Below are 20,132 nucleotides of genomic sequence, written 5' to 3' on the forward strand. Positions count from 1 at the left end.
CTAGAAGAACGACCGGACCAGGCCCCCCACCAGCATGTTCCAGCCGTCGATGAGGATGAAGAACAGCACCTTGAACGGCAGCGAGATCACCGTGGGCGGCAGCATCATCATGCCCATCGACATGACGATGGTGGAGACGATCATGTCGATCACCAGGAACGGCAGGGCGATCAGGAAGCCGATCTCGAAGCCGCGGCGCAGCTCCGAGATCATGAAGGCCGGGATCAGGATGCGCAGGTCGATCTTCTCCCCCCCCTCGGCCTTCGGGATGTTGCGGCTGGCCAGATCCGTGAAGGTCTGGAGGTCCTTCGGGCGGACATGCTGGGTCATGAACTCCCGGAACGGCTCGACGAGCTTCGGGATCGCCTCCACCTCGGAGATCCGGTTCTCCGTGAGCGGCTTCAGGCCCTCCTCCCAGGCCCGGTCGAAGGTCGGCGCCATGACGTAGAAGGTCATGAACAGCGACAGGCTGACGAGGAAGATGTTGGCCGGCGTGCTCTGGAGGCCGAGGCCCGAGCGCAGGAACGAGAACGCGATGGCGAACCGGGTGAAGCTCGTCACCATGACGAGGAGGCCGGGGGCCAGCGACAGCACGGTGAGCAGCGCCACGAGCTGCAGGATGCGCCCGCTCGCCGCCCCGTTCCCGGCCGGCAGCAGCGCATCGAGGGCGGGCAGGCCCGTGGCCGACTGGGCCAGCGCCGGCCCGGCGAGGGCGAGGCCGGCGCCGAGTCCGGCGGCGAGGGCGAGGCCGGCGGTGACGGATCTTGAGAGGGTCGACACGGTCATGGGCCCCTACTGCACCACCAGCATCTCGACGATCAGCTCGCGGACCTGCCCCTTCGTGCGCAGGGCCACCCGCTCGTTGAGGTCCTCGCGCAGGTGCAGGAGCCCGCTGGCACCCTCGATCTGCTTCAGGGAGACGGTGCGCAGGTAGGCGACGATGTCGGAGCGGATCTCGGCGAGCGCCACGTCCGGGTTCGGCACGGCGCCGGTCTTGAACACGACCGAGGATTCGAGGCGGACCCAGGCGTCGTTGGTGTCGGCGAGGTTGGTGACCACCGAGCCGACGCTGCGCAGGGCGAGGTCGCCGGTGTATTTCAGGACCTTGACCGCCTTGTCCTCCTCGTCCTTCTTCTTGCCGTCCACCGCCTTCTCGACGGTGGACAGGAGGTAGAGGCCGAGACCGCCGCCCGTGCCGATGGCGACGAGGCTGGTCAGGGCGAGGGCCAGGATCCAGCCCTTGCCGCCGCCCTTCTTCGCCGCCGTCTTGTCGTCCTTGGCCGCCATGGTTCCGCTCCCGCCCCCCAGGTCTCAGAACGGCGCCAGGGTCTCGAAGACCTGCTGGCCGAAGGTCGGCGCCTGCACCTCCGAGATGCGGCCGCGCCCGCCATAGGAGATGCGCGCCTCGGCGATCTTGTCGTAGTCGATGGTGTTCTTGCGCGAGATGTCCCGCGGCCGGACGATGCCCGCCACGGTCAGCACGCGGACCTCGTTGTTCACCCGCACCTCCTGCGAGCCGCTGATGACGACGTTGCCGTTGGGCATCTGCTCGGTGACGATGGCGGCGACCTGGAGGCGCAGCACCTCCGAGCGGTCGATGTTGCCGGCGCCCTTGGTCTCGGTGGAGGAGCGGATGCCGGCATCCGCGGTGGCCGTGTCCTTCAGGGCCGAGACGCCGTAGCCGAAATCGAAGCCGAGGCCCGACTTCTGGCTGCGCGAGCGGTCGCTCGAATTGCCGAACTGCGCCTTGTCGTCGATGAGGATCGAGACCGTGATCACGTCGCCGATGTTGCGGGCGCGCGGATCCTGGAACATCTCGGCGCTGCCCGGCGCCCAGGTCGAGTGGTAGGTCCGGCGCCCGAGGGAGCCGTAGGTGGTCGGCAAGGCCTCGCGCGGCGGCTGCAGGCCGGTGCCGATCGGCGTCAGCAGCGGCGCCTGGCCGATCCGGTCCACCGGCGTGTTGCAGGCGCCGAGGGCGGGCGCCGCCAGCACCAGGATCAGGCCGGCCCGGAACGTCTTGGGAAGCATCAGGATTTCTCGCTCGTGCGGGGCTTCTTGCCCGGCTCGGTCTTACCCGCGCCGGTCTTGCCCATCTCGGTCATCATGCGGGCCAGCTGCGCGGCGCGCGCGGCCTCCATCTCGCTCAGGATCGCGCTCGCGTTCCGGGCGTTGAGCTTGGTCAGGATCGCAGCGGCGCCCTCGTCGGGCATGTTGGCGAGCTGGAGCGCGGCGGCATCCGCCCGCATCTTGGTGTAGATCGCCACCACGCCCTCGTCGGCCTTGGCCAGGAAGGCGTCGCGGCGGGCGAGCCAGGTCTCGTACTCGGCGCGCTTGGCCTCCAGGGCGGCGATCCGCTCCTCGACCTGCCTCTCCAGGGTCGCCAGCTGCTCCTTCTGCCAGGCGAAGCGGGCGTCGGCGGCGGCGTCCGCGATGCTGGCGCAATAGGCCGGTGGCTTCGGCGCGGGCTTGACCGGCTCCGGCTCGGAGGCCCGGACCTCGGCGACCTGCGCCGGTTCGGCGGGCTTCACCTCGGACGCCTTGGCCTCGGACGCCTTGGCATCGGACCCCTTGGCCTCGATCGCCCCCGTGGTCTCGATCGGCTGGGACACCACCGTGACGGGCTCGGCCGGGCCGACCGGTGGGATGACGCCGGCGACGGGCTTGTCTGCCACGGGCTTGGCCGCGACGGCGAGGCGGGGCGCGGCCGGCTTCGCCGCGGCCTTCGGGAGCGGGCCCGGGTTCATCCCCGAGATCGCCGGTCGGCCGCCCTCGACGGCGCCGGCCGGGCCGAGGCCGAAGGCGGCGAGCGCCAGGACGCCGACGAACAGGAGGCCGACGAACAGCAGGACCCGCAGCGCCATCAGGGCGAGCCAGCGGGCGGGCCGGGTCAGGCCGGGCGGGCGCACGACGAGGCGGGCCGCCGCGCCCGGCAGGGGATGGCCGTTGGCCGCGCTCATTGCACCACGAGCTCCGCCTGAAGCGCCCCGGAGGTCTTCACCGCCTGGAGGATCGAGATGATGTCGCTGGGCTTGAGGCCGACGTTGTTGAGGCCGCGCACCAGGGTCTGGAGGTCCGAGCCGCCGATGATCGCCATCCGGCCGGACTGCTCGTTGACCGCCACCTCCGTGCGCGGCACCACCGCCGTCTGCCCGTTGGAGAACGGCGCCGGCTGCGAGACTTCGGGGGCCTCCGTCACCCGCACCGTGAGATTGCCGTGCGTCACCGCCACGGTGGAGATCTGGACGTTGCGGCCGATCACCACCGTGCCGGTGCGCTGGTCGACGACGACGCGGGCCGGGGTGTCGGGGTTGACGGTGAGGTCGCCGATCTCGGCCACGAACCGGGTCTGGGCGATGTTGCTCGGCCGCATCAAGGCGATGGCGCGCTGATCCCGCGGGGCCGCGACCCGGCGGTTGAAGCGCGCCAGCGCGTAGGCGTTGATGGCGTCGGCCACCATGGTGGCGGTCTTGAAGTCGGGGTTCTTCAGCTCGAACACGAGTTCCGGCAGGTCTCGGAAGGTGCCCGGCACCTCGCGCTCGATCAGGGCGCCGTTGGGGATGCGCCCGGCCGTCGGCACGCCCTGGGTCACCGTCTCGGCCTGGCCGCCGACGCTGAAGCCCGAGACCGCGAGGGGCCCCTGCGCGGCGGCGTAGGTCAGGCTGTCGCCGCCCATCAGCGGCGTCATCAGCAGGGTGCCGCCCTTGAGGGAAGTGGCGTCGCCCAGCGAGGTCACGGTGACGTCGATGCGCGAGCCGGTGCCGGTGTAGGGCGGCAGGTCGGCGGTCACCATCACGGCGGCGACGTTGCGGGTGCGCAGGCGGGCGTCGCGGACGTTGATGCCCATGCGATCGAGCATCGACTGCAGGGATTGCTCGGTGAACTGGGCGTTGCGCAGGGTGTCGCCGGTGCCCTGCAGGCCGGTGACGAGGCCGTAGCCCACGAGCTGGTTGTCGCGCACGCCCTTGAGGGTGGCGATGTCCTTGATCCGGGTGCCGGCCAGGGCGGGCGCGGGCAGGGCCAGGAGGAGGGCCGCGGCGAGAGCCGGGAGCTTGGTGAGGATTTTGGCCAGGAGGCGGCGCATCAATGGTCCCCGGTCCGGATTCGGCCGTCGGCCATCACGGTGCCGAGCACGATGCGGTTGGTGTCGGTGTTGCGCACGCGGATGACGTCGCCGAGGCCGCCGTTCTGGAGCGGCGCGCCGACGGCGGTGATGAGCAGGCCCTGCTCCTCGAACACGATCTGCGTCGGGGTGCCCCGGCTGACGAGGCGGGGATCGTCGATGGCGTTGACCGGCACCGGCTCGCCCGGGAGCAGCATCCGCTTGGCGACGCGCCCGGAGATCGCCAGGGCGGCGTCGACCACGGCGGTGCGGGCCTTGAAGCTTTCCGGATAGGCCTGCATCCGCAGCATCGACGGCTTGATGGTGTCGCCGGGATAGATCGTCACCGTCGGCACCGGCAGCATCAGGTCCTCGGCCGCGGCCGGCCCGGCCAGCAGCGCGAGCCCGACGGCGGCGAGGCGGCACCGGCTGCGCGGGGAAAGGCCCGGAAGGTGAATACCCATGACGTGGTCGCGCCCTTGGAGAATGCCCGAACGGGCGGCCACGGCCCCGGCGGAGAGCCGGTGCCGCCCGTCGCCGCCGCGCGGAGGTGGGGGTATGGGGCTCAGGCGGCGGCGCCGCCCGACGCGCTTAGCGGATGCCCTTGGAGATCGTGCCGGCCATCTCGTCGGCGGCCTGGATCACCTTCGAGTTCATCTCGAAGGCGCGCTGGGCCGTGATCATGTTGGTGATCTCCTTGACGGGATCGACGTTCGAGCTCTCTAGGTAGCCCTGCTGCAGCTTGCCGAAGCTCGGGTCGCCGGGCACGCCGGTGACGGGGGCACCGGAGGCCGCGGTCTCGCGGTAGAGGCCGTTGCCGAGGGGCTCCAGGCCGGCATCGTTGGCGAAGTTCGCCAGGGTGATCTGGCCCAGGTTCTGCGCCTGCACCTGCCCGTCCACCTTGGCGAAGACCTGGCCCGACTGGTTGATCACCACGTCGACGGCGCCGTTGGGGATGAGGACCGCCGGGTCGAGGGCGTAGCCCTCCAGGGTGACGATCTGGCCGGTGTTGTTGCGGTTGAAGGCCCCGGCGCGGGTGTAGTTGATCTCGCCGTTGGGGTTGGTGATCTGGAAGTAGCCCCGGCCGTTCACCGCGAGGTCGAGCTGGTTGGCGGTGTTGGCGAGCGGCCCCTGGCGGTGCAGGTTGCGGATGGCGGCGGTGCGCACGCCGAGGCCGAGCATCGCGCCCTCCGGCACCGGCTCCTGGCCGGCCTGGTTGGGCACGCCCTGCTGGCGCTCGGCCTGGTAGAGCAGGTCGGTGAACTCGGCCCGCGCCCCCTTGAACCCAGTGGTGTTCAGGTTGGCGATGTTGTTGGCGATGACCTCGAGGTTCATCTGCTGGGCGTTCATGCCCGTGGCCGCGATGGCGAGCGCTCTCATGGTGTCCCGGTCCCGTCGAAGCGTTTGGCAGGGTTGTCCACGCGATCCATCGTCAGATCGGCATGCGGCTGAGCTCGAGATAGGCGGCGACCACCTTGTCCCGGACGGCGATGGCGGTCTGCAGGCTCTGCTCGGCCGACATCACCGCCTCGACCACCTGCTGCGTCGAGGCCTTGCCCTGGATGCCCGAGATGGCGGTGGCCTCGCCGGTGCGCAGGGAGGTGCGCAGCCCCCCGGCGAGCTGCGCCATGACGTCCCCGAAATCGGTGGCGGGACCGGCCGTGGCGGCCGCCGGGATCACGGGGAAGCTCGTGCGCGCCAGCGGCGCGGCCGAGTCGGTGCGGGTGATGCCGGCGGCCCGGTCGAAGGCGGCGAGCGAGGTGAGGGCTTCGATCATCGCGGGTCTCAGGTTCTCAGGAGGTCGATGACGCTGGCGACCATGGCGCGGGCCTGCTTGATCACCTGGACGTTGGCTTCGTAGGAGCGGTTGGCCTCGCGGATGTCGGCCATCTCCACCAGCACGTTGACGTTGGGCATCTTCACGTTGCCCTCGGCATCGGCCGCCGGGTTGCCGGGGTCGCGCTCGATGCGGAACGGCGCGTCGTCGGTGCCGATCCGCCGCAGGGCCACGGTGGGGCCACCCGCGGCCCGGTCCAGGGCGGACCGGAAGGTCACGGTCTTGCGGGCATAGGGGTCCGCCCCGGGGCCATCGCCGACGGATTGCGCGTTGGCGACGTTCTCGGCGGCGATGCGCAGGCGCAGGGACTGCGCCTCCATGCCGGCGCTGGCGAGACGGGTGGAGGCGGCGAGGGGGTCGATCATCAGCTCTTCACCGCCGCCTTGAGCATCCGGTCGAAGGCCTTGACGATGCCCATGTTGAGGTTGTGCTCGCGGCTGACCTCGCCGGCCTTGAGCATCTCCTGCTCCAGGCTCACCGAGCTCGAGGTCGAGAGCGCGTCCCAGGCCTCGGCGGCCGAGACCGGCTTCGTCGGGATGCGGCCCTCGACGGAGGTGACGTGGGCGCTTTCCGTCAAGGCCATGCCGGCGGAGGCCGTGCGCGCCATCACCTCGGAGAACGGCACCACGTCGCGCGCCTTGTAGTCGGGCGTGTTGGCGTTCGCGACGTTGCTCGCGATGGTCGACTGACGCACCGCGAGGTAGCGCGCCTGCTGCGAGGCCAAGTCGAAGAGGTAGACGCCTGTCACGGCCGGCTCCGGTCCCGATCATTCATGACCGAAGCTTTAGGGAGCCTATCTTGTCCGAGGCTGACGGGGGCGGCGCGCGCCGGCCGCCGCTCAGCGCGCCTCCGCGTTCGCCTCGAGGTCCCGGCCGCGGGTCTCGGGCATGAGGAGAGCCGCGATCGTGCCCACGATGCTGAAGGCCACGAGGTAGTAGGCCGGGGCCAGCTTGTCGCCCGAGACGGCGATGAGCTTGTTCACGAGGTAGTTCGTGCTGCCCCCGAAGATCGAGACCGAGAAGGCGTACACGATGGAGAGGCCGGCGCTGCGCACCGCGCGCGGCAGGGCTTCGGGAATCGCCACGATGATTGCCGCCGCGTTGATGGAGGACAGGGCCGAGAGCAGGAAGGTCACGGCGTAGACCGACGGGCCGGTCGGGTCGCGCACGAGCCAGGCGAAGGCCGGCACGGTCAGCACCACGATGAGCGCGCGGGGCCAGATCATCACCGGGCGCCGGCCGAACCGGTCGGCCAGCCAGCCGCCGAGGAGCGGGAAGACGATGGAGGCGAGGCCGAGGGCGATCGGCACGGCGGTGGAGACCGTCTCGGTGAGCCCGAGGGTGGCCTGGGCGTAGACCGGCATGTTGGTGCCCACCGCGTTGGAGACGGTGGAGGCCGCGATGACGAGGAAGGTCAGGACCAGCATCCGGCCGTGCTCGCGCACCAGGCGCCGGACCACCGCGCGCGTGGACTCGGCCGCGGCCGGGTCGGCGCGCTCGCCGGCGGTCTCGGGCAGGTGGCTGCGGATAATCAGGCCGACGGGGACGACGCCGATGCCCAGCGCGAACATCACCCGCCAACCCCAGCTGGCCATGGCGTCGTCGCCGACCGCGTAGGTCAGGGCCGAGGCCACCAGGCCGGCGATCAGCGCGGCGCAGCCCTGGCTGGCGATCTGCCAGCTCGCCACGAAGCCGCGCTGCTGCCCCGGCGCGGCCTCCAGGAGGTAGGCGGTGGAGGGGCCGACCTCGCCCCCCAGCGCGAGCCCCTGGATGAGCCGGCCCACGATGACGATGACCTGCGACCAGCCCCCCAGGGTGGCGTAGCCGGGGGCGGCCGCCAGCATCACCATGCCGATGGCCATCAGCGCGATGGTGATCAGCATGGCGGGCTTGCGTCCCGCCCGGTCCGCGAAGGCCCCGATGAGGATGCCGCCGATGGGCCGCATGACGTAGCCGATGCCGAACAGGGCCAGGGAGGCGAGCAGGCTGTCGGTGGCGTTCTGCGAGGGGAAGAACGCTTCCCCGATGGGTTTGGCGAAGAAGGCGTAGATGGTGAAGTCGTAGAACTCGAGGGCGTTGCCGAGCACCACGGCGGCAACCGCCTTGCGTTCGAGGCGCGGGGGCCCCTCGGTGGTTCCGGTCGTGGGCATCGTCGTGTCCTCGTGGGTGTCCGCGGCCGGGCTCATGGCACCGGCACGTCCTGCGTCAGGGCATCGATGGAGAGCAGGTAGCCCAGCAGCGCCTCCTGGTCGGCGGGGCCGAAGCCGGCCGCGGCATCGACCCAGTAGGGGTGCCCCTCGCCCGTCACGCGCGCCGTGCGTGCGGTGGCGGAGGCGCGGTTGGCGGCCACGACCCGCCCGCGCAGGTCCCGGTCCACCAGGGCCCGCAGGCTGTTGCGCGGGTCCGGCGCGAGGCCGCTTTCCAGGGTGCCGGGCACGCCGAGCTGGCCGGCGGGGTCGGTCCCCACCGCCACGCCGCCATCGTGCAGGTAGGGCGCCGACCAGGCGAGGCCGACGAGGTTCGGGACCTTGTAGCCGCCCTCGGTGACGGCATGGGCCCAGCCGAGCCGGACCTGCTTCAGGGCCTCGCCCTCCAGGGGGATCGGCACGATCCTGGGATCGGCCGGCAGGGGGAACGGCGTGTCGGTCGCGAACATCGACGGCGGTGCGAGGTGCGCCTCCATCTTGGCCCCGGCGCGGGCCCGGGTCGGCTCGGTGCCGATCTCGCCCACGGGCACGATCCGGTTGTTGGTCAGCGCCGGGCCGGCATGGCAGCCGGCACAGCCGGCCCGCGCGAACACCGCGCGGCCGGCCTCGGCCCCAGCCTTCGGGGCGGCCGGCGGACGCAGGAGGTTCTGGAAGGCCGACATGGCGTTGTTGGCGAAGTTCGCCGGCTCCCCGGCCGCGGAGGCGAACAGCCCGTTGTCGGTCATGTAGTTGGTCGCCGGAAAGCTCGGCAGGACGGCGTAGCGGTTGAGGCCGGGCGAGCCCGGCGTCGGGTCGAAGGCGGCCAGGATCGCACTCGGCCGCGTGGCTTTCGTCGGGTCGTAGCGCAGGGCCGGGTTCACCGCCCCCTGGAACAGGATGCCGAGGTAGAGGTCCGGATCGAGGTCGAACAGCCAGGGCGCGGCGGCGGCGAGCTGGGTCGTGTCGGAATTGGCCGCGTGCACGTTGTTGTTCAGGGACGACAGCCCGTGGAAGGGCCCGACCGCCTCGCGCCCGCTCCAGCTGTAGGGCTCGCCGTAGGCCGAGAAGCTCGACGGGATCGAGGTCGGGTTCGTCACCCGGTCGGCGGAGGAATCGAAGCTGCCCAGCGGCCAGCTCGCGACCTCGACCTTGGCCGCCGCCTCCAGCTTGTCCCGGTCCGGCAGCACCGCGGTCCCTCCCCCGGCGGTCGCGACCGTGCGGGACGGATCGCCCGCGACGGCCGCGAGGTCGACGCTGCCGTGCATGAAGTAGGCGGAGGCGTTGGCCGAGAGGGCGAGGAGCAGCCCGGCATTGAGGTCGGCGTTCGGCGCCCCCTCCACGACCTTGCCGGATCGGGGATCGACCGCCGCGTGGCAGAGGGCGCAGGTGATGCCGAGGCGCAGGTGGCCCCGGTCGTAGAAGGTCTTCAGACCGATGATGCCGAAACCGCCCTTTTCGACGTCGAGGCCGGTCGAGACCAGGTCGCCCTTGCGCCACTGGCGTTCGCCGATCCGCACGTCCTGGGCGACGCGGACCTGGAGGTTGTGGGTGGCCGTCCCGCCCAGCAGCAGCACGGCGCGGGCGACCTCGTAGGGCGTCAGGGCGCCGTCGAGCATCCCCATCACGTCGGTGAGGAAAACCTCGTTCCCGAAGGTCTCGGTGTAGAAGGCCTCCCGCCCGCGCGCGATGACGGCTTCGTCGATGGCGAAGGCGCCGGCCTCGGGCGACAGGGTGCGACGCCCCGCCTCGGTGGTGCGCAGGGTCGCGGCCTCCTCCCGGCCGATGCGGCGCCCGAGCACGTCGTAGGCCGTCGAGATCGGGTAGCGGTCGGGGTTCGCGAGGGCCTCCCGCGACGGCGTCGGCGCGTAGCTGAAGCGGCCGAAGCCGGCGAGGCCGGCCCCGGCGGCGAGGAGGACGAAGGAGCCGACGAGAAGGGAACGGGAACGCATGCCGAGGGGGTGTCTCCGGCCTGCAGGGGCCGGCGGACAACGAGTGCCGACGGCCAAGGTTCGATGACGGATGCGCGAGGGGCCGCGCCGCGCCGATCGGGTCTGCGGGACCGCACGGGGTCCGGCCCCTCGGAACCGGCGATCCCTGCGGGCGCTTGCTCCCCCGGGCGGGCCATCCGTCCGGTCGGGAGGACAGCCATGTCGCATGACACCGAAACGCATCAAGCCCTGCTCAGCGCCCTCAAGGCCGCCCAGGGTCGGTCCGACGGCGCCTTCGAGAAGGCCGTCACGGACGCCTTCGCGCATGTTTTCGAGCATCTCGAGCGCCTGAACGCCGTCAGCGGGCCGGACGAGGACCGGCCCCTGCACCCCGGCGAGTCGCCGACCCTGCGCTGAGTCCGCCCCGCGACGGATCCGGCGCCGGGGCGAGACCGGGCCGGCGACGCCTCGGGCCCCCTGCGGCGGGCGCGGAGCTAACCGCGCCCCGACGACCCCCGGACCACCAGCCGGCCGCTGAGGGTGACCTTGCGGACGGCCTCGCCCGGCGCCTTCAGCCGGTCGAACAGCAGGGCCATCGCCTGGGCGCCGATCTGCGCCACCGGCTGCTCGATCACCGTGAGACCGGGCTCCACCAGGTCGGTCCAGGGGTCGTTGTCGAAGCCCGCGAGGCCGAGCTGGTCCGGGACCGCGAGGGCGAGCGTGCGCGCGGCGCGCACCGCGCCCATCAGCGTCAGGCCGTTCGACAGGATCAGCGCGTCGGGCCGGTCCGGCTCGGCCAGCCAGCGGGTGAGCGTGGCCTCGGCCGCCTCCGCGGTGGGCGGCGCCACGCGGGCCAGGGGCTCGGCGCCGCGATGCCGGAGCGCCGCCTCGTAGGCGGCCTGCCGCTCCTGCGCGGTGGAACTGGTCGAGCCGAACAGCCCCCCGATCCGGCGATAGCCGCGCTCCCAGAGATGATCGACCAGGGCGCCGGTGGCCGCCGCGTTGTCGAGGACGACGCTGTCGTAGGTCCCCGCCGGGCCGGTGCGGTCGATGAAGACCACCGGCACGTCGAGGCTGTCGGCCTTGAGCGATTCCGCCGTTCCGCGCGTGGGCGCGAAGATCACGCCGGTGACGCGCTCCTCCTCCATCAGCCGGAGGTACAGGCGCTCGCGCTCCGGATCCTCGTCGGTGTTGCACAGGATCACCCGCATGCCGGCGGCGTAGGCCGCGTCCTCCACCGCCCGGCTCACCGCCGTGAAGAACGGATTGCGGATATCGGCGACGATCAAGCCGATGGTCTGCGTCGATTGCGAGCGCAGGCGGCGCGCGGACAGATTCGGGCGATATCCGGTCGCCCGAACCGCTGCCTCGACCTGCTGGCGCAGGACGTCGCTGACCGGCCCTCGACCGAGAGCTCGGGAGACCGTGGCCGTCGAGACACCGGCGGCGCGCGCCACGTCACGAATACTGGCACTCATCTGGCGGAGAACGTTTTCAGCGTCATGACGTCGTTCTGGCATCCCGTCCCACCATCGGCAAGCGGCGATACGGCATTATTGCGCCGAATCGCGTTGACACTGATTGTGAAAACGTTTTCATAGTGCCAACGAGCATTTCAACAACCGTTTTTCCGGGAGGAGCACGCCATGCTCGCGCCGACGCCGATCCTACCTCCGCGCCTGCTGATCCAGCTGGGCGCGGCCCCGGCCAGCAAGGAAGCGGCGATCCGCGCGGCGGCCCAGCTCCTCGTCGCGTCCGGCTGCATCGATGCGCCCTACGAGGCCAGCATGCTGCGGCGCGAGGGCGTAGCGAACACCTATCTGGGCCACGGCGTGGTCATCCCGCACGGCATGGTCGACGACCGTCACCACGTCCGCGCCAGCGGGCTGGCGGTCCTGCAGGTTCCGGGCGGGATCGAATGGCACGACGGCCAGGTCGCCCACCTGGTGGTCGCCATCGCGGCGCAGTCGGACACCCACATCACCATCCTGCGCCGCCTCACCCGGCTCATCCAGGACGAGGCGTGCCTCGCCGCCCTGCGCACCACCACCCGCAAGGAGGAGATCGCCGCGGCCCTCACCGAGGACGCGCCCGCCCCCGGCGCGGCCGGCCCGGCCGGCGACCTCAGGCAGCGCTTCGACTGGACCGTCGACTATCCCACCGGCCTCCACGCCCGCCCGGCCGCCCACTGGGTCGAGACGGCCCGCACCTGTCCCGCCCGGATCCAGGTACGCCACGGCGCCGAGGTGGCCGACGCCAAGAACCTGATCGCCCTGCTCCAGCTCGGCCTGCGCTGCGGCGACGGGGTGACGATCTCGGCGGAGGGCGACGACGAGGCCGGCGCCCTCGCCCGGATCTGCGCGGCGGTGACGGGCCTGAGCGCGGGGGAGAAGGCCGCCGCCAAGGCCGCGGCGGACGCCGCCGCCCGGGCGGCCGGCCCGGTGGCCGGCTGGAATCCCGCCGATGCGCCGCGGGTGCTGGCGGGCCTCGGCGCGAGCCCCGGCCTCACCATCGGCCCCATCCACGTGCTGAGCCAGACGGAGGTCACGGTCCGGGACGAGCCCGAGCCCCTGACCTCCGGCGGCGACCGCCTGCACGCCGCCCTCGCCGCCACCGAGGGCCAGCTCCGGGCGCTGGCGGACGACACCGAACGCCGCCTCGGCAAGACCGATGCGGGCATCTTCCGGGCCCAGGGCGAGCTCATCGCGGACACGGACCTGATCACCCTGGCCTGCCAGCTGATGGTGGAGGGCCACGGGGTCGCCTTCGCCTGGAACCAGGCGGTGGAGCGGATGGCCGGCCGGCTCTCGGCCCTGGGCAATCCCGTGCTGGCCGCCCGCGCGGCGGACCTGCGCGACGTCGGCCGGCGGGTGCTGGCGCAGATCGACCCGTCGCTCAAGAGCGGCCACGACCTGCCGGACGTACCCTGCATCCTCATCGCCCCCGATCTCGCCCCGTCCGACACCGCGGGCCTCGATCCCACCCGGGTGATCGGCCTCGCCACGGCCCAGGGCGGCCCGACCTCGCACACCGCGATCCTCGCCCGCACCCTCGGCATTCCCGCCCTGGTGGCGGGCGGCGCCACCCTGCTCGCCCTGGAGAACCACACCCCCGCGATCCTCGACGGCGGCACCGGCCGGCTCTACCTCGATCCGAGCGCCGCCGACCTCGCCTCCGCCCGGGACTGGAGCGCGCGCCAGCGCGCCAAGGCCGAGGAGGAGGCCCGCGCGCGCGCTCTGCCCGCCCGCACCCGGGACGGGCACGCGGTCGCCATCGGGGCCAACGTCAACAATCCCGAGCAGGTGCCCTTCGCCCTGGACCAGGGCGCGGAGGGCGTGGGCCTGATGCGCACCGAGTTCCTGTTCCTCGAGCGTGGCGACACGCCCACCGAGGACGACCAGTACGCCACCTACCGGGCGATGCTGGACGCCCTCGCCGGCCGTCCCCTCATCGTGCGCGCCCTCGACATCGGCGGCGACAAGCAGGTGGCCCACCTGCACCTGCCCCGGGAGGAGAACCCCTTCCTGGGCGTGCGCGGCGCCCGGCTGCTCCTGCGCCGGCCCGACCTGATGGAGCCGCAGCTGCGGGCCCTCTACCGGGCGGCGAGGGATGGAATTCCCGCCGATGCGGCCACCGGCAAGGAGGCCCCCCTGTCGATCATGTTCCCGATGATCACCTCGGTGCCGGAGGTGCTCGCGCTCCGGGCCCATTGCGACCGCATCCGGGCCGAACTCGACGCGCCGGAACTGCCGCTCGGCATCATGATCGAGGTGCCGGCCGCCGCGATCCAGGCCGACGCCCTGGCCCGGCACTGCGATTTCTTCTCGATCGGCACCAACGACCTGACGCAGTACGCCCTGGCCATCGACCGCCAGAACACCGAACTCGCGCCGGAGGCCGATTCCCTGCATCCGGCGGTGCTGCGCCTGATCCACCTGACCTGCGAGGGCGCCGCCCGGCACAAGCGTTGGGTCGGCGTCTGCGGCGGCATCGCCGGCGATCCGTTCGGCGCCTGCCTGCTCGCCGGCCTCGGGGTCGACGAATTGTCGATGACCCCGCGCGACGTGGCCTCCGTGAAGGCGCGCCTGCGGGCGAGCGAGATGGGCGCCCTGCGGGCCCTGGCCGCCCGGGCCTGCGCCCAGGAGGACGCGGCCGCGGTCCGGGCCCTGGCCGTCCTCCTCGACGGAGAGCCCGCATGACCCGCGTGGTCACCCTCACCCTCAACCCGGCCCTCGACCGGACCGTGATCCTCGACGTCCTCCGGCCCGGCCACGTCCACCGGGCGCGCAGCACCCGCTCGGATGCGGGCGGCAAGGGCGTCAACGTCGCCGCCTGCCTCGCCGACTGGGGCGTGCCGGTGGCCGCCGCCGGCCTGCTCGGCCAGGACAATGCCGGGCCGTTCGAGGCCCTGCTCGCGGCCAAGGGCATCGCGGATCGCTTCGTCCGGATCCCGGGCGAGACCCGGACCAACCTGAAGCTGGTCGACGGCACCGGCGGCGACACCACCGATATCAACCTGCCGGGGCTCGCCGTCGAGGCCGGCAGCCTCGCCGCCGTCCGGGCGATGCTGCGCGAGGCCGTGGAGCCCGGCACCCTGGTGGTGCTGGCCGGCAGCCTGCCGGGCGGCGTGGCCGCGCCGATCTACGCGGAGATCGCCGCCGAGCTGCGGCCGCTGGGCGCCCGCCTCGTCCTCGACGCGTCCGGCCCCGCCCTGGCGGCGGCCCTGGCCGCCCCGGCCGCGGCCCTGCCCTTCGCAGTCAAGCCCAACCGGCACGAGCTCGAGGAGTGGGCCGGGCGGTCCCTGCCGGATCGGGCCGACGTGGTGGCGGCGGCCCGGGGTCTGGTGGCCCGCGGCATCCCCCTGGTGGTGGTCTCGCTCGGTGCCGAGGGGGCGCTGTTCGCCAGCGCCGACGGCACGGACCTGGCCCATCCGCCCGCGACCCGGGTGACCAGCACGGTGGGCGCGGGCGACGCCCTCGTGGCCGGCCTCGTGGCGGGCCTGCAGGCGGGCCTGGACCGGACCGCCACCGCCCGGCTCGCCCTGGCCTTCGCGGCCGGCAAGCTCGGGCTTGCGGGCGCCAACCTGCCCGCCCGCGACACGGTCCTGGCCCTCGCCGCGGCGGTACGGGTGGAGCCCCTCACGGCCTCGGCCTGAGGCACGGACCTTCGACGCAGCACGACGACGCACCGGCGGGCCGGGACGCGCCGCAAGGTGAGGAAACCATGGGGAGGAAGCCATGACGCAGGTGCTCGCAGTGGTGGGCGGTGGGGATCTCGGCCTGCACGCGGTGCTGGCCGGCGAGGCCCTGCGCGAGGCGGCGGGCCGGCGCAACCAGCCCCTGGACCTGGAACTGCGCGGCAAGGGCGTGCCCGGCACCGCCCTGAGCGCCGGCGCCATCGCCCGGGCCGACGCGGTGCTGCTGGTGGGCGAGGGCGACCTCGACGAGGGGCGCTTCGGGGCCATGCGCCGGGCCCGGATCCGCATCGAGGACGTGCTCACCGACGCCCACGCGGTGCTCGACCGGTTCCTCGGGGGCACGGGCGAGACGGGTGCGGCGACGGACGCGCCCCCGAACGGGCGCCGGCGGATCGTCGCCATCACCTCCTGCCCCACCGGCATCGCCCATACCTTCATGGCGGCCGAGGGCATCCAGGCGGCGGCCGAGGCCCTCGGCTACGCCGTCCGGGTCGAGACGCAGGGGTCGGTGGGCGCCCGCGACGCCCTGACCGCCGAGGAGATCGCGGCGGCCGACCTCGTGCTGATCGCCGCCGATACCGGGGTCGACCGGACGCGCTTCGCCGGCAAGCGGCTCTACGCCACCAACACCAAGGCGGCGATCCGCGACGGCAAGGGCTTGCTGGCCACGGCCTTCGCCGAGGCGCAGCGCCAGCCCGACGCGGGGACCACCGCGGCGGACGGGTCGGCCCGTCCGGCGGCGGCGGAGGAGAAGAAGGCGGGCGCCTACAAGCACCTGATGACCGGCGTCTCGTTCATGCTGCCCTTCGTGGTGGCGGGCGGCCTGCTCATCGCCCTGGCCTTCGCCGTCGGCGGCATCGACGCGATGAAGCCCGACCACGCCGGCACCCTGGGCTTCGCCCTGGGGGAGATCGGCGCCAAGGCGGCCTTCGCGCTCATCGTTCCGGTGCTGGCCGGCTACATCGCCTTCTCCATTGCCGACCGGCCCGGCATCGCGCCGGGGATGATCGGCGGCATGCTCGCCGCCAACCTGCAGGCCGGCTTCCTCGGCGGCATCGCGGCGGGCTTCATCGCCGGCACCACCACCGCCTTCCTCAACCGGCACATCCGCCTGCACCGGAACCTGGAGGGCCTGAAGCCAGTCCTGATCCTGCCGCTGCTGGCCAGCGCCGTCACCGGCCTGCTCATGGTCTACGTCGTCGGCGTGCCCGTGGCGGCCATCCTGGCGGCGCTCACGGACTGGCTGCGCAGCATGCAGGGGGCGAGCGCCGTCGTGCTCGGTCTGGTGCTCGGCGGCATGATGGCGGTGGATATGGGCGGCCCGGTCAACAAGGCCGCCTATGCCTCCGCCGCCGCGCTGATCGCATCGGGCATCACCGCGCCCATGGCCGCCGTGATGATCGGCGGGATGACGCCCCCCCTGGGGATCGCGCTCGCCACCCGCCTGTTCCCCGGACGCTTCTCGCAGGCCGAGCGCGAAGCCGGCGGCGCGGCCGCGGTGCTCGGCGCCGCCTTCATCACCGAGGGGGCGATTCCCTTCGCGGCGGCCGATCCCCTGCGGGTGATCCCCGCGATGGTGGCGGGCTCGGCGCTGGCCGGCGCCGTGGCGCTCAGCCTCGGGGTCGAACTGAAGGTGCCCCATGGCGGCCTCTTCGTCCTGCCGATCCCCAACGCGGTGACCAACGTCCCCGGCGCCCTGATCGCCCTGGTGGTCGGCACCCTCGTCACCGGGCTGCTCGTCGGCCTGCTCAAGACGCGCGCCGCATGAGCCCGGCCGTCCCCCCTCCGTGGGGGAGGAACCCGCGCCGGGGCTGCGAACGATCGGACTACGACCACCCAACCCGGCACCAAGACCGGCCACGCGAACACCACGGACCATGAGGGGACGACAGATGGGCACGGGATTGAAGACGGCTGCCATCGGCCTGGGACTGGTAACGCTGACGCTCGGACCGCAGGCACAGGCGCAGGATGCGGCCGCCGCCGGGTTCGGCGTTCCCGACACGGCTCAGCGCCCGGCGCTGCGCTCTCCGGGCCGATTGCCGCCCCGTCCCGACGGCCAGGACATCACCGGAGCGCAGAGCGCGGCCGGGGCGGCGGACACCCTGGGCCAGAGCGCGACGCCCGCCACCCTGCCCACCGGCGTGTTCGATCTCGGCCACGGCCTCACCCTCAGCGCCAACTACACCGGCCAGGCCGCCGCCAATCCCGTCGGCGGCATCCGCCAGGGCCGCGCCTATGCCGGGCAGCTGTTCTTCGGCATCGATGCCGACCTCGACCGCATCGCCGGCCTCGCCGGAGGCGCCCTCCACGTCGCCGTCACCAACCGCCACGGCGACAACCTCGCGGGCGACTTCATCGGCAACAACACCTCCGTCCAGGAGATCTACGGCGGCGGCCAGACCACCCGCCTCACCCTGCTCAGCTACGAGCAGAAGCTCCTCGACGACCGCCTAGTGGTCGAGTTCGGCCGCCTCGTGGCCAACATCGCCTTCCTCAACTCGCCGCTCTACTGCAACTTCCAGTCCAATTCCGCCTGCGGAAACCCGACCTTCGTCTTCAAGACCTCGAACTTCACCTTCTGGCCCGTCTCCAGCTGGGGCGCCCACGCCAAGGCCTGGCTCACCGACCGGGTCTTCGTCCATGCGGGCGTCTACGAGGTCAATCCCCGCCACCAGCAGCCCGGCGACAACGGCCTCGACCTCTCCACCCGCGGCGCCACCGGCGCGGTCCTGCCGTTCGAGCTCGGCTACTCCACCTCCTTCGCCAACGACCCCCTGCCCCGCAACTACGGCATCGGCGGATGGTACGACGCCTCCGACTACGCCGACCCCGTGCGCGACATCACCGGCCAGCGCGCCGTCCTCACCGGCCTCGCCCCCGCCACCCGCTTCGGACGCTCGGGCGTCTATGCGCGCTTCGACCAGATGGTCTGGCGCCCCGATCCCGGCGCCGTCCAGGGCCTGACCCTGTTCGGCGTGGCCATGGCGGGCACCTACGGGCGCCTCGTCGAGGACTACTTCCTCGAGATCGGCGCCCTCCAGACCGGCACCTTCGCGGGCCGGCCCTTCGACACCCTGGGCTTCGTCGTCAACACCCAGCGCTTTTCGCCCCTGGCCCTGTCCAACATCGCCGCCGTCCAGGGCACCCTCGGCCTCGACCGCGCCCTGCCCCGCCAGCAGATCATGATGGAGCTCAACTACGGCATCCAGGTCACCCCCGCCGTCCGCCTCACCCCCAACCTCCAGTACATCATCAACCCCGACCAGACCCGCTTCCCCGCCTACCCAAAGAACATCCCCGATGCCCTCGTCGTCGGCGCCAAGCTCTCCGTCGACCTCTTCACCCTCGCGGGCCTCGCCACAGGACCCGGGGCGTACTGACGCGGCGGCTCCGGGGATCGGGTCCCGTGGGTCTGCGCATCGCCTGCGGCGGCCGGGACCTTCTCAGGCCCGCTCCGCCGAAGGCTCCGGCATGCGCGTGAGGAGGAGCGCCGAACCGATGCCGATGGCCGCCGAGACGAGGAACGCCGCCGTGAAGCCGCTCCAATCGACGATGCTCCCGGCCAGCACGTTCGAGAGGGCGATGGCGACGCCCTGGACCGTGGCGATCACCCCCGAGGCGAGGTTGTAGCGGGCCTTGTCCTCCATGAGGTCGGCGATCACCAGGGGCTTGATGGCGCTGTAGAGGCCGGTGCTGACGCCCTCCAGGCCCTGCACCGCGAAGAGCCAGATCGCGTCGTCCGACAGGGTGTAGAGCAGCGCGCGCACCGGCAGCATCGCGAAGGCGAACAGGAGGATCGGTTTCCGGCCCCAGCCGTCGGCGAAGCGCCCGACCAGGATGGCCATGGGCAGCATCACCGCCTGCGCCGCCACGATGGTCGTCGAGGTGATGGCGGCCGACCAGGTCTCGTGGGCCAGGGAGATCTTCTGCGCGACCAGGGAAGCCATCGGCCCGTTGGCGAGCTGGAACAGGAAGATCGCGGCGGCGAAGACGAGGAGCGGGCGATTGCCGAGGAGCACCTTGAAGGCGGCCCCCGAGCGCGGCTTCGGCTTCACCCCCTCGGCGAGCTCCCGCCCGACGATGTCCCGGGGAATTGACAGGACCGCCGCGGCGGCCGCGAACGACAGGGCCGGCACGAGGAAGAACACCGCCCGGTCGGGAAAGCCGTAACCGACCAGCGCGATCAGGACGGCGATGACGACGTTGCCGGCCCGGTACCAGGCGCTGTTGCGGCCCATCCGGCGCGACAGGCGCGCCTTCGGGAAGATGCCGAGGGTGAGGCCCGCGATGGTCGGGGTGAAGCTGCTGCCCGCCGCGGTCAGGACCGTGAAGGCGAGGAGCACCGGCCAGAATTGCGGCCAGAGCGCAATGACCACCGCCCCGGCGGAGGCCGCCATCAGAGCGGCCACGATGGCCCAGCGCTTGTCGCGCGCGCGGTCGATGACGGCCCCGAGGGGGGCCTGCAGGCCGACGCCGACGAGCCCCGCCAGGGTCGTCACGAGGCCGACCGTGGTCGCGCTCCATTCGCGGTGCACCAGCAGGAAGACGTTGAGATAGGGCCGCAGCCCGCCATTCACGTCGACCAGGGTGAGGTTGAGCAGGTCGAACTTGCGCGGATGCAGGTCCTTCGCGGTGCCCGCCTCGTCTTGTCCCTCATCTTGGCCGCCGTCTTGTTCCGCCCTGTGCGCCATCGCTCTGTGTTGCCCGTTCCGGTCCCGCTGTGACCGGATGTGACGTCCCGGCGGTCGTTGTGTTCCCGGGCGGGCGGCATCGGGAGAACGACGAGGGGGTCGGGCATGGTCGCCCCCAGGCGCGCATGGCGCGACCCGCCACGGCGGAGGCCGGGCGGGTCGGTGTGAGATCTTGTCGGTCGGGAACGGCTC

At 72.4% G+C, this 20,132-nt stretch carries 19 protein-coding genes; 5 read left to right on the plus strand and 14 right to left on the minus strand.

Annotated features, from left to right (window positions below; genetic code table 11):
- The 12 genes from fliP to ASF18_RS03775 all read right to left on the minus strand — a co-directional run bounded on the left by fliP (position 1) and on the right by ASF18_RS03775 (position 10,070).
- Positions 1–786, minus strand: a complete 786-nt coding sequence (gene fliP, locus ASF18_RS03720) for a flagellar type III secretion system pore protein FliP (RefSeq protein ID WP_056349619.1) — start codon at positions 784–786, stop codon at positions 1–3.
- 6 nt (positions 787–792) lie between these two features.
- Positions 793–1,287 (minus strand): flagellar basal body-associated FliL family protein, encoded by a 495-nt coding sequence (locus tag ASF18_RS03725; protein ID WP_056213255.1) that lies wholly within the window; start codon positions 1,285–1,287, stop codon positions 793–795.
- 24 nt (positions 1,288–1,311) lie between these two features.
- Positions 1,312–2,028, minus strand: coding sequence for a flagellar basal body L-ring protein FlgH (flgH, locus tag ASF18_RS03730; RefSeq protein ID WP_056349622.1), 717 nt, complete (start codon positions 2,026–2,028; stop codon positions 1,312–1,314).
- Complete coding sequence (locus ASF18_RS25145; protein ID WP_082487043.1) at positions 2,028–2,597, minus strand: MotE family protein; 570 nt, start codon at positions 2,595–2,597, stop codon at positions 2,028–2,030. Before ASF18_RS25145 ends, flgH begins: the two co-directional genes overlap by 1 nt.
- A gap of 356 nt (positions 2,598–2,953) precedes the next feature.
- Positions 2,954–4,081 (minus strand): flagellar basal body P-ring protein FlgI, encoded by a 1,128-nt coding sequence (flgI, locus tag ASF18_RS03740; RefSeq protein WP_056349625.1) that lies wholly within the window; start codon positions 4,079–4,081, stop codon positions 2,954–2,956.
- Positions 4,081–4,464, minus strand: coding sequence for a flagellar basal body P-ring formation chaperone FlgA (gene flgA, locus ASF18_RS03745; RefSeq protein WP_244472565.1), 384 nt, complete (start codon positions 4,462–4,464; stop codon positions 4,081–4,083). The genes flgI and flgA overlap by 1 nt, the downstream gene beginning before the upstream one ends.
- A gap of 226 nt (positions 4,465–4,690) precedes the next feature.
- On the minus strand, positions 4,691–5,479 hold the full coding sequence (flgG, locus tag ASF18_RS03750) for a flagellar basal-body rod protein FlgG (protein WP_056213247.1): 789 nt from the start codon (positions 5,477–5,479) through the stop codon (positions 4,691–4,693).
- A 52-nt stretch (positions 5,480–5,531) separates the two neighbouring features.
- Positions 5,532–5,876 carry a flagellar hook-basal body complex protein FliE gene (locus ASF18_RS03755; protein WP_056213245.1) on the minus strand — a complete coding sequence of 115 codons (345 nt, stop codon included), beginning with the start codon at positions 5,874–5,876 and terminating at the stop codon, positions 5,532–5,534.
- Positions 5,877–5,884: 8 nt separating this feature from the next.
- Positions 5,885–6,301, minus strand: a complete 417-nt coding sequence (flgC, locus tag ASF18_RS03760) for a flagellar basal body rod protein FlgC (protein WP_056213243.1) — start codon at positions 6,299–6,301, stop codon at positions 5,885–5,887.
- Positions 6,301–6,684 carry a flagellar basal body rod protein FlgB gene (gene flgB, locus ASF18_RS03765; RefSeq protein WP_056213241.1) on the minus strand — a complete coding sequence of 128 codons (384 nt, stop codon included), beginning with the start codon at positions 6,682–6,684 and terminating at the stop codon, positions 6,301–6,303. The genes flgC and flgB overlap by 1 nt, the downstream gene beginning before the upstream one ends.
- Positions 6,685–6,774: 90 nt before the next feature.
- A complete protein-coding gene (locus tag ASF18_RS03770; protein WP_056277303.1) occupies positions 6,775–8,085 on the minus strand; it encodes an MFS transporter in 1,311 nt (436 codons plus the stop codon).
- A gap of 32 nt (positions 8,086–8,117) precedes the next feature.
- On the minus strand, positions 8,118–10,070 hold the full coding sequence (locus tag ASF18_RS03775) for a hypothetical protein (RefSeq protein WP_056349627.1): 1,953 nt from the start codon (positions 10,068–10,070) through the stop codon (positions 8,118–8,120).
- A 198-nt stretch (positions 10,071–10,268) separates the two neighbouring features.
- Between ASF18_RS03775 and ASF18_RS03780 the strand changes: the two genes are divergently transcribed.
- On the plus strand, positions 10,269–10,466 hold the full coding sequence (locus tag ASF18_RS03780; protein WP_056277190.1) for a hypothetical protein: 198 nt from the start codon (positions 10,269–10,271) through the stop codon (positions 10,464–10,466).
- A 77-nt stretch (positions 10,467–10,543) separates the two neighbouring features.
- Here the strand turns inward: ASF18_RS03780 and ASF18_RS03785 are convergent, their stop codons facing one another.
- Positions 10,544–11,527: a LacI family DNA-binding transcriptional regulator gene (locus tag ASF18_RS03785; protein ID WP_056213236.1), complete on the minus strand. Its 984-nt coding sequence runs from the start codon at positions 11,525–11,527 to the stop codon at positions 10,544–10,546.
- A gap of 168 nt (positions 11,528–11,695) precedes the next feature.
- Here ASF18_RS03785 and ptsP point away from each other — a divergent pair, with 168 nt between their 5' ends.
- The 4 genes from ptsP to ASF18_RS03805 all read left to right on the plus strand — a co-directional run bounded on the left by ptsP (position 11,696) and on the right by ASF18_RS03805 (position 18,629).
- Entirely contained in the window at positions 11,696–14,248 is a 2,553-nt protein-coding gene (gene ptsP / locus ASF18_RS03790) for a phosphoenolpyruvate--protein phosphotransferase (RefSeq protein ID WP_056349630.1), read from the plus strand.
- Positions 14,245–15,204: a 1-phosphofructokinase gene (gene pfkB / locus ASF18_RS03795; protein WP_056349633.1), complete on the plus strand. Its 960-nt coding sequence runs from the start codon at positions 14,245–14,247 to the stop codon at positions 15,202–15,204. Before ptsP ends, pfkB begins: the two co-directional genes overlap by 4 nt.
- Positions 15,205–15,286: 82 nt before the next feature.
- Positions 15,287–17,014: a fructose-specific PTS transporter subunit EIIC gene (locus ASF18_RS03800; protein ID WP_056349634.1), complete on the plus strand. Its 1,728-nt coding sequence runs from the start codon at positions 15,287–15,289 to the stop codon at positions 17,012–17,014.
- A 109-nt stretch (positions 17,015–17,123) separates the two neighbouring features.
- Positions 17,124–18,629 (plus strand): carbohydrate porin, encoded by a 1,506-nt coding sequence (locus tag ASF18_RS03805; RefSeq protein WP_244472562.1) that lies wholly within the window; start codon positions 17,124–17,126, stop codon positions 18,627–18,629.
- Positions 18,630–18,692: 63 nt separating this feature from the next.
- Here the strand turns inward: ASF18_RS03805 and ASF18_RS03810 are convergent, their stop codons facing one another.
- Positions 18,693–19,940, minus strand: coding sequence for an MFS transporter (locus ASF18_RS03810; protein WP_056349642.1), 1,248 nt, complete (start codon positions 19,938–19,940; stop codon positions 18,693–18,695).
- Positions 19,941–20,132 lie beyond the last annotated feature (192 nt).

The sequence above is a fragment of the Methylobacterium sp. Leaf89 genome, from assembly GCF_001422215.1.
Lineage (GTDB): Bacteria > Pseudomonadota > Alphaproteobacteria > Rhizobiales > Beijerinckiaceae > Methylobacterium.

What these genes read in the sequence shown, in the direction of transcription:
- fliP (WP_056349619.1), bottom strand. Translation starts at nt 786, where the DNA reads ATGACCGTGTCGACCCTCTCAAGATCCGTCACCGCCGGCCTCGCCCTC.
- ASF18_RS03725 (WP_056213255.1), bottom strand. Translation starts at nt 1,287, where the DNA reads ATGGCGGCCAAGGACGACAAGACGGCGGCGAAGAAGGGCGGCGGCAAG.
- flgH (WP_056349622.1), bottom strand. Translation starts at nt 2,028, where the DNA reads ATGCTTCCCAAGACGTTCCGGGCCGGCCTGATCCTGGTGCTGGCGGCG.
- flgI (WP_056349625.1), bottom strand. Translation starts at nt 4,081, where the DNA reads ATGCGCCGCCTCCTGGCCAAAATCCTCACCAAGCTCCCGGCTCTCGCC.
- flgA (WP_244472565.1), bottom strand. Translation starts at nt 4,464, where the DNA reads ATGCTGCCGGTGCCGACGGTGACGATCTATCCCGGCGACACCATCAAG.
- flgG (WP_056213247.1), bottom strand. Translation starts at nt 5,479, where the DNA reads ATGAGAGCGCTCGCCATCGCGGCCACGGGCATGAACGCCCAGCAGATG.
- ASF18_RS03755 (WP_056213245.1), bottom strand. Translation starts at nt 5,876, where the DNA reads ATGATCGAAGCCCTCACCTCGCTCGCCGCCTTCGACCGGGCCGCCGGC.
- flgC (WP_056213243.1), bottom strand. Translation starts at nt 6,301, where the DNA reads ATGATCGACCCCCTCGCCGCCTCCACCCGTCTCGCCAGCGCCGGCATG.
- ASF18_RS03770 (WP_056277303.1), bottom strand. Translation starts at nt 8,085, where the DNA reads ATGCCCACGACCGGAACCACCGAGGGGCCCCCGCGCCTCGAACGCAAG.
- ASF18_RS03775 (WP_056349627.1), bottom strand. Translation starts at nt 10,070, where the DNA reads ATGCGTTCCCGTTCCCTTCTCGTCGGCTCCTTCGTCCTCCTCGCCGCC.
- ASF18_RS03780 (WP_056277190.1), top strand. Translation starts at nt 10,269, where the DNA reads ATGTCGCATGACACCGAAACGCATCAAGCCCTGCTCAGCGCCCTCAAG.
- ASF18_RS03785 (WP_056213236.1), bottom strand. Translation starts at nt 11,527, where the DNA reads ATGAGTGCCAGTATTCGTGACGTGGCGCGCGCCGCCGGTGTCTCGACG.
- ptsP (WP_056349630.1), top strand. Translation starts at nt 11,696, where the DNA reads ATGCTCGCGCCGACGCCGATCCTACCTCCGCGCCTGCTGATCCAGCTG.
- pfkB (WP_056349633.1), top strand. Translation starts at nt 14,245, where the DNA reads ATGACCCGCGTGGTCACCCTCACCCTCAACCCGGCCCTCGACCGGACC.
- ASF18_RS03800 (WP_056349634.1), top strand. Translation starts at nt 15,287, where the DNA reads ATGACGCAGGTGCTCGCAGTGGTGGGCGGTGGGGATCTCGGCCTGCAC.
- ASF18_RS03805 (WP_244472562.1), top strand. Translation starts at nt 17,124, where the DNA reads ATGAGGGGACGACAGATGGGCACGGGATTGAAGACGGCTGCCATCGGC.
- ASF18_RS03810 (WP_056349642.1), bottom strand. Translation starts at nt 19,940, where the DNA reads ATGGCGCACAGGGCGGAACAAGACGGCGGCCAAGATGAGGGACAAGAC.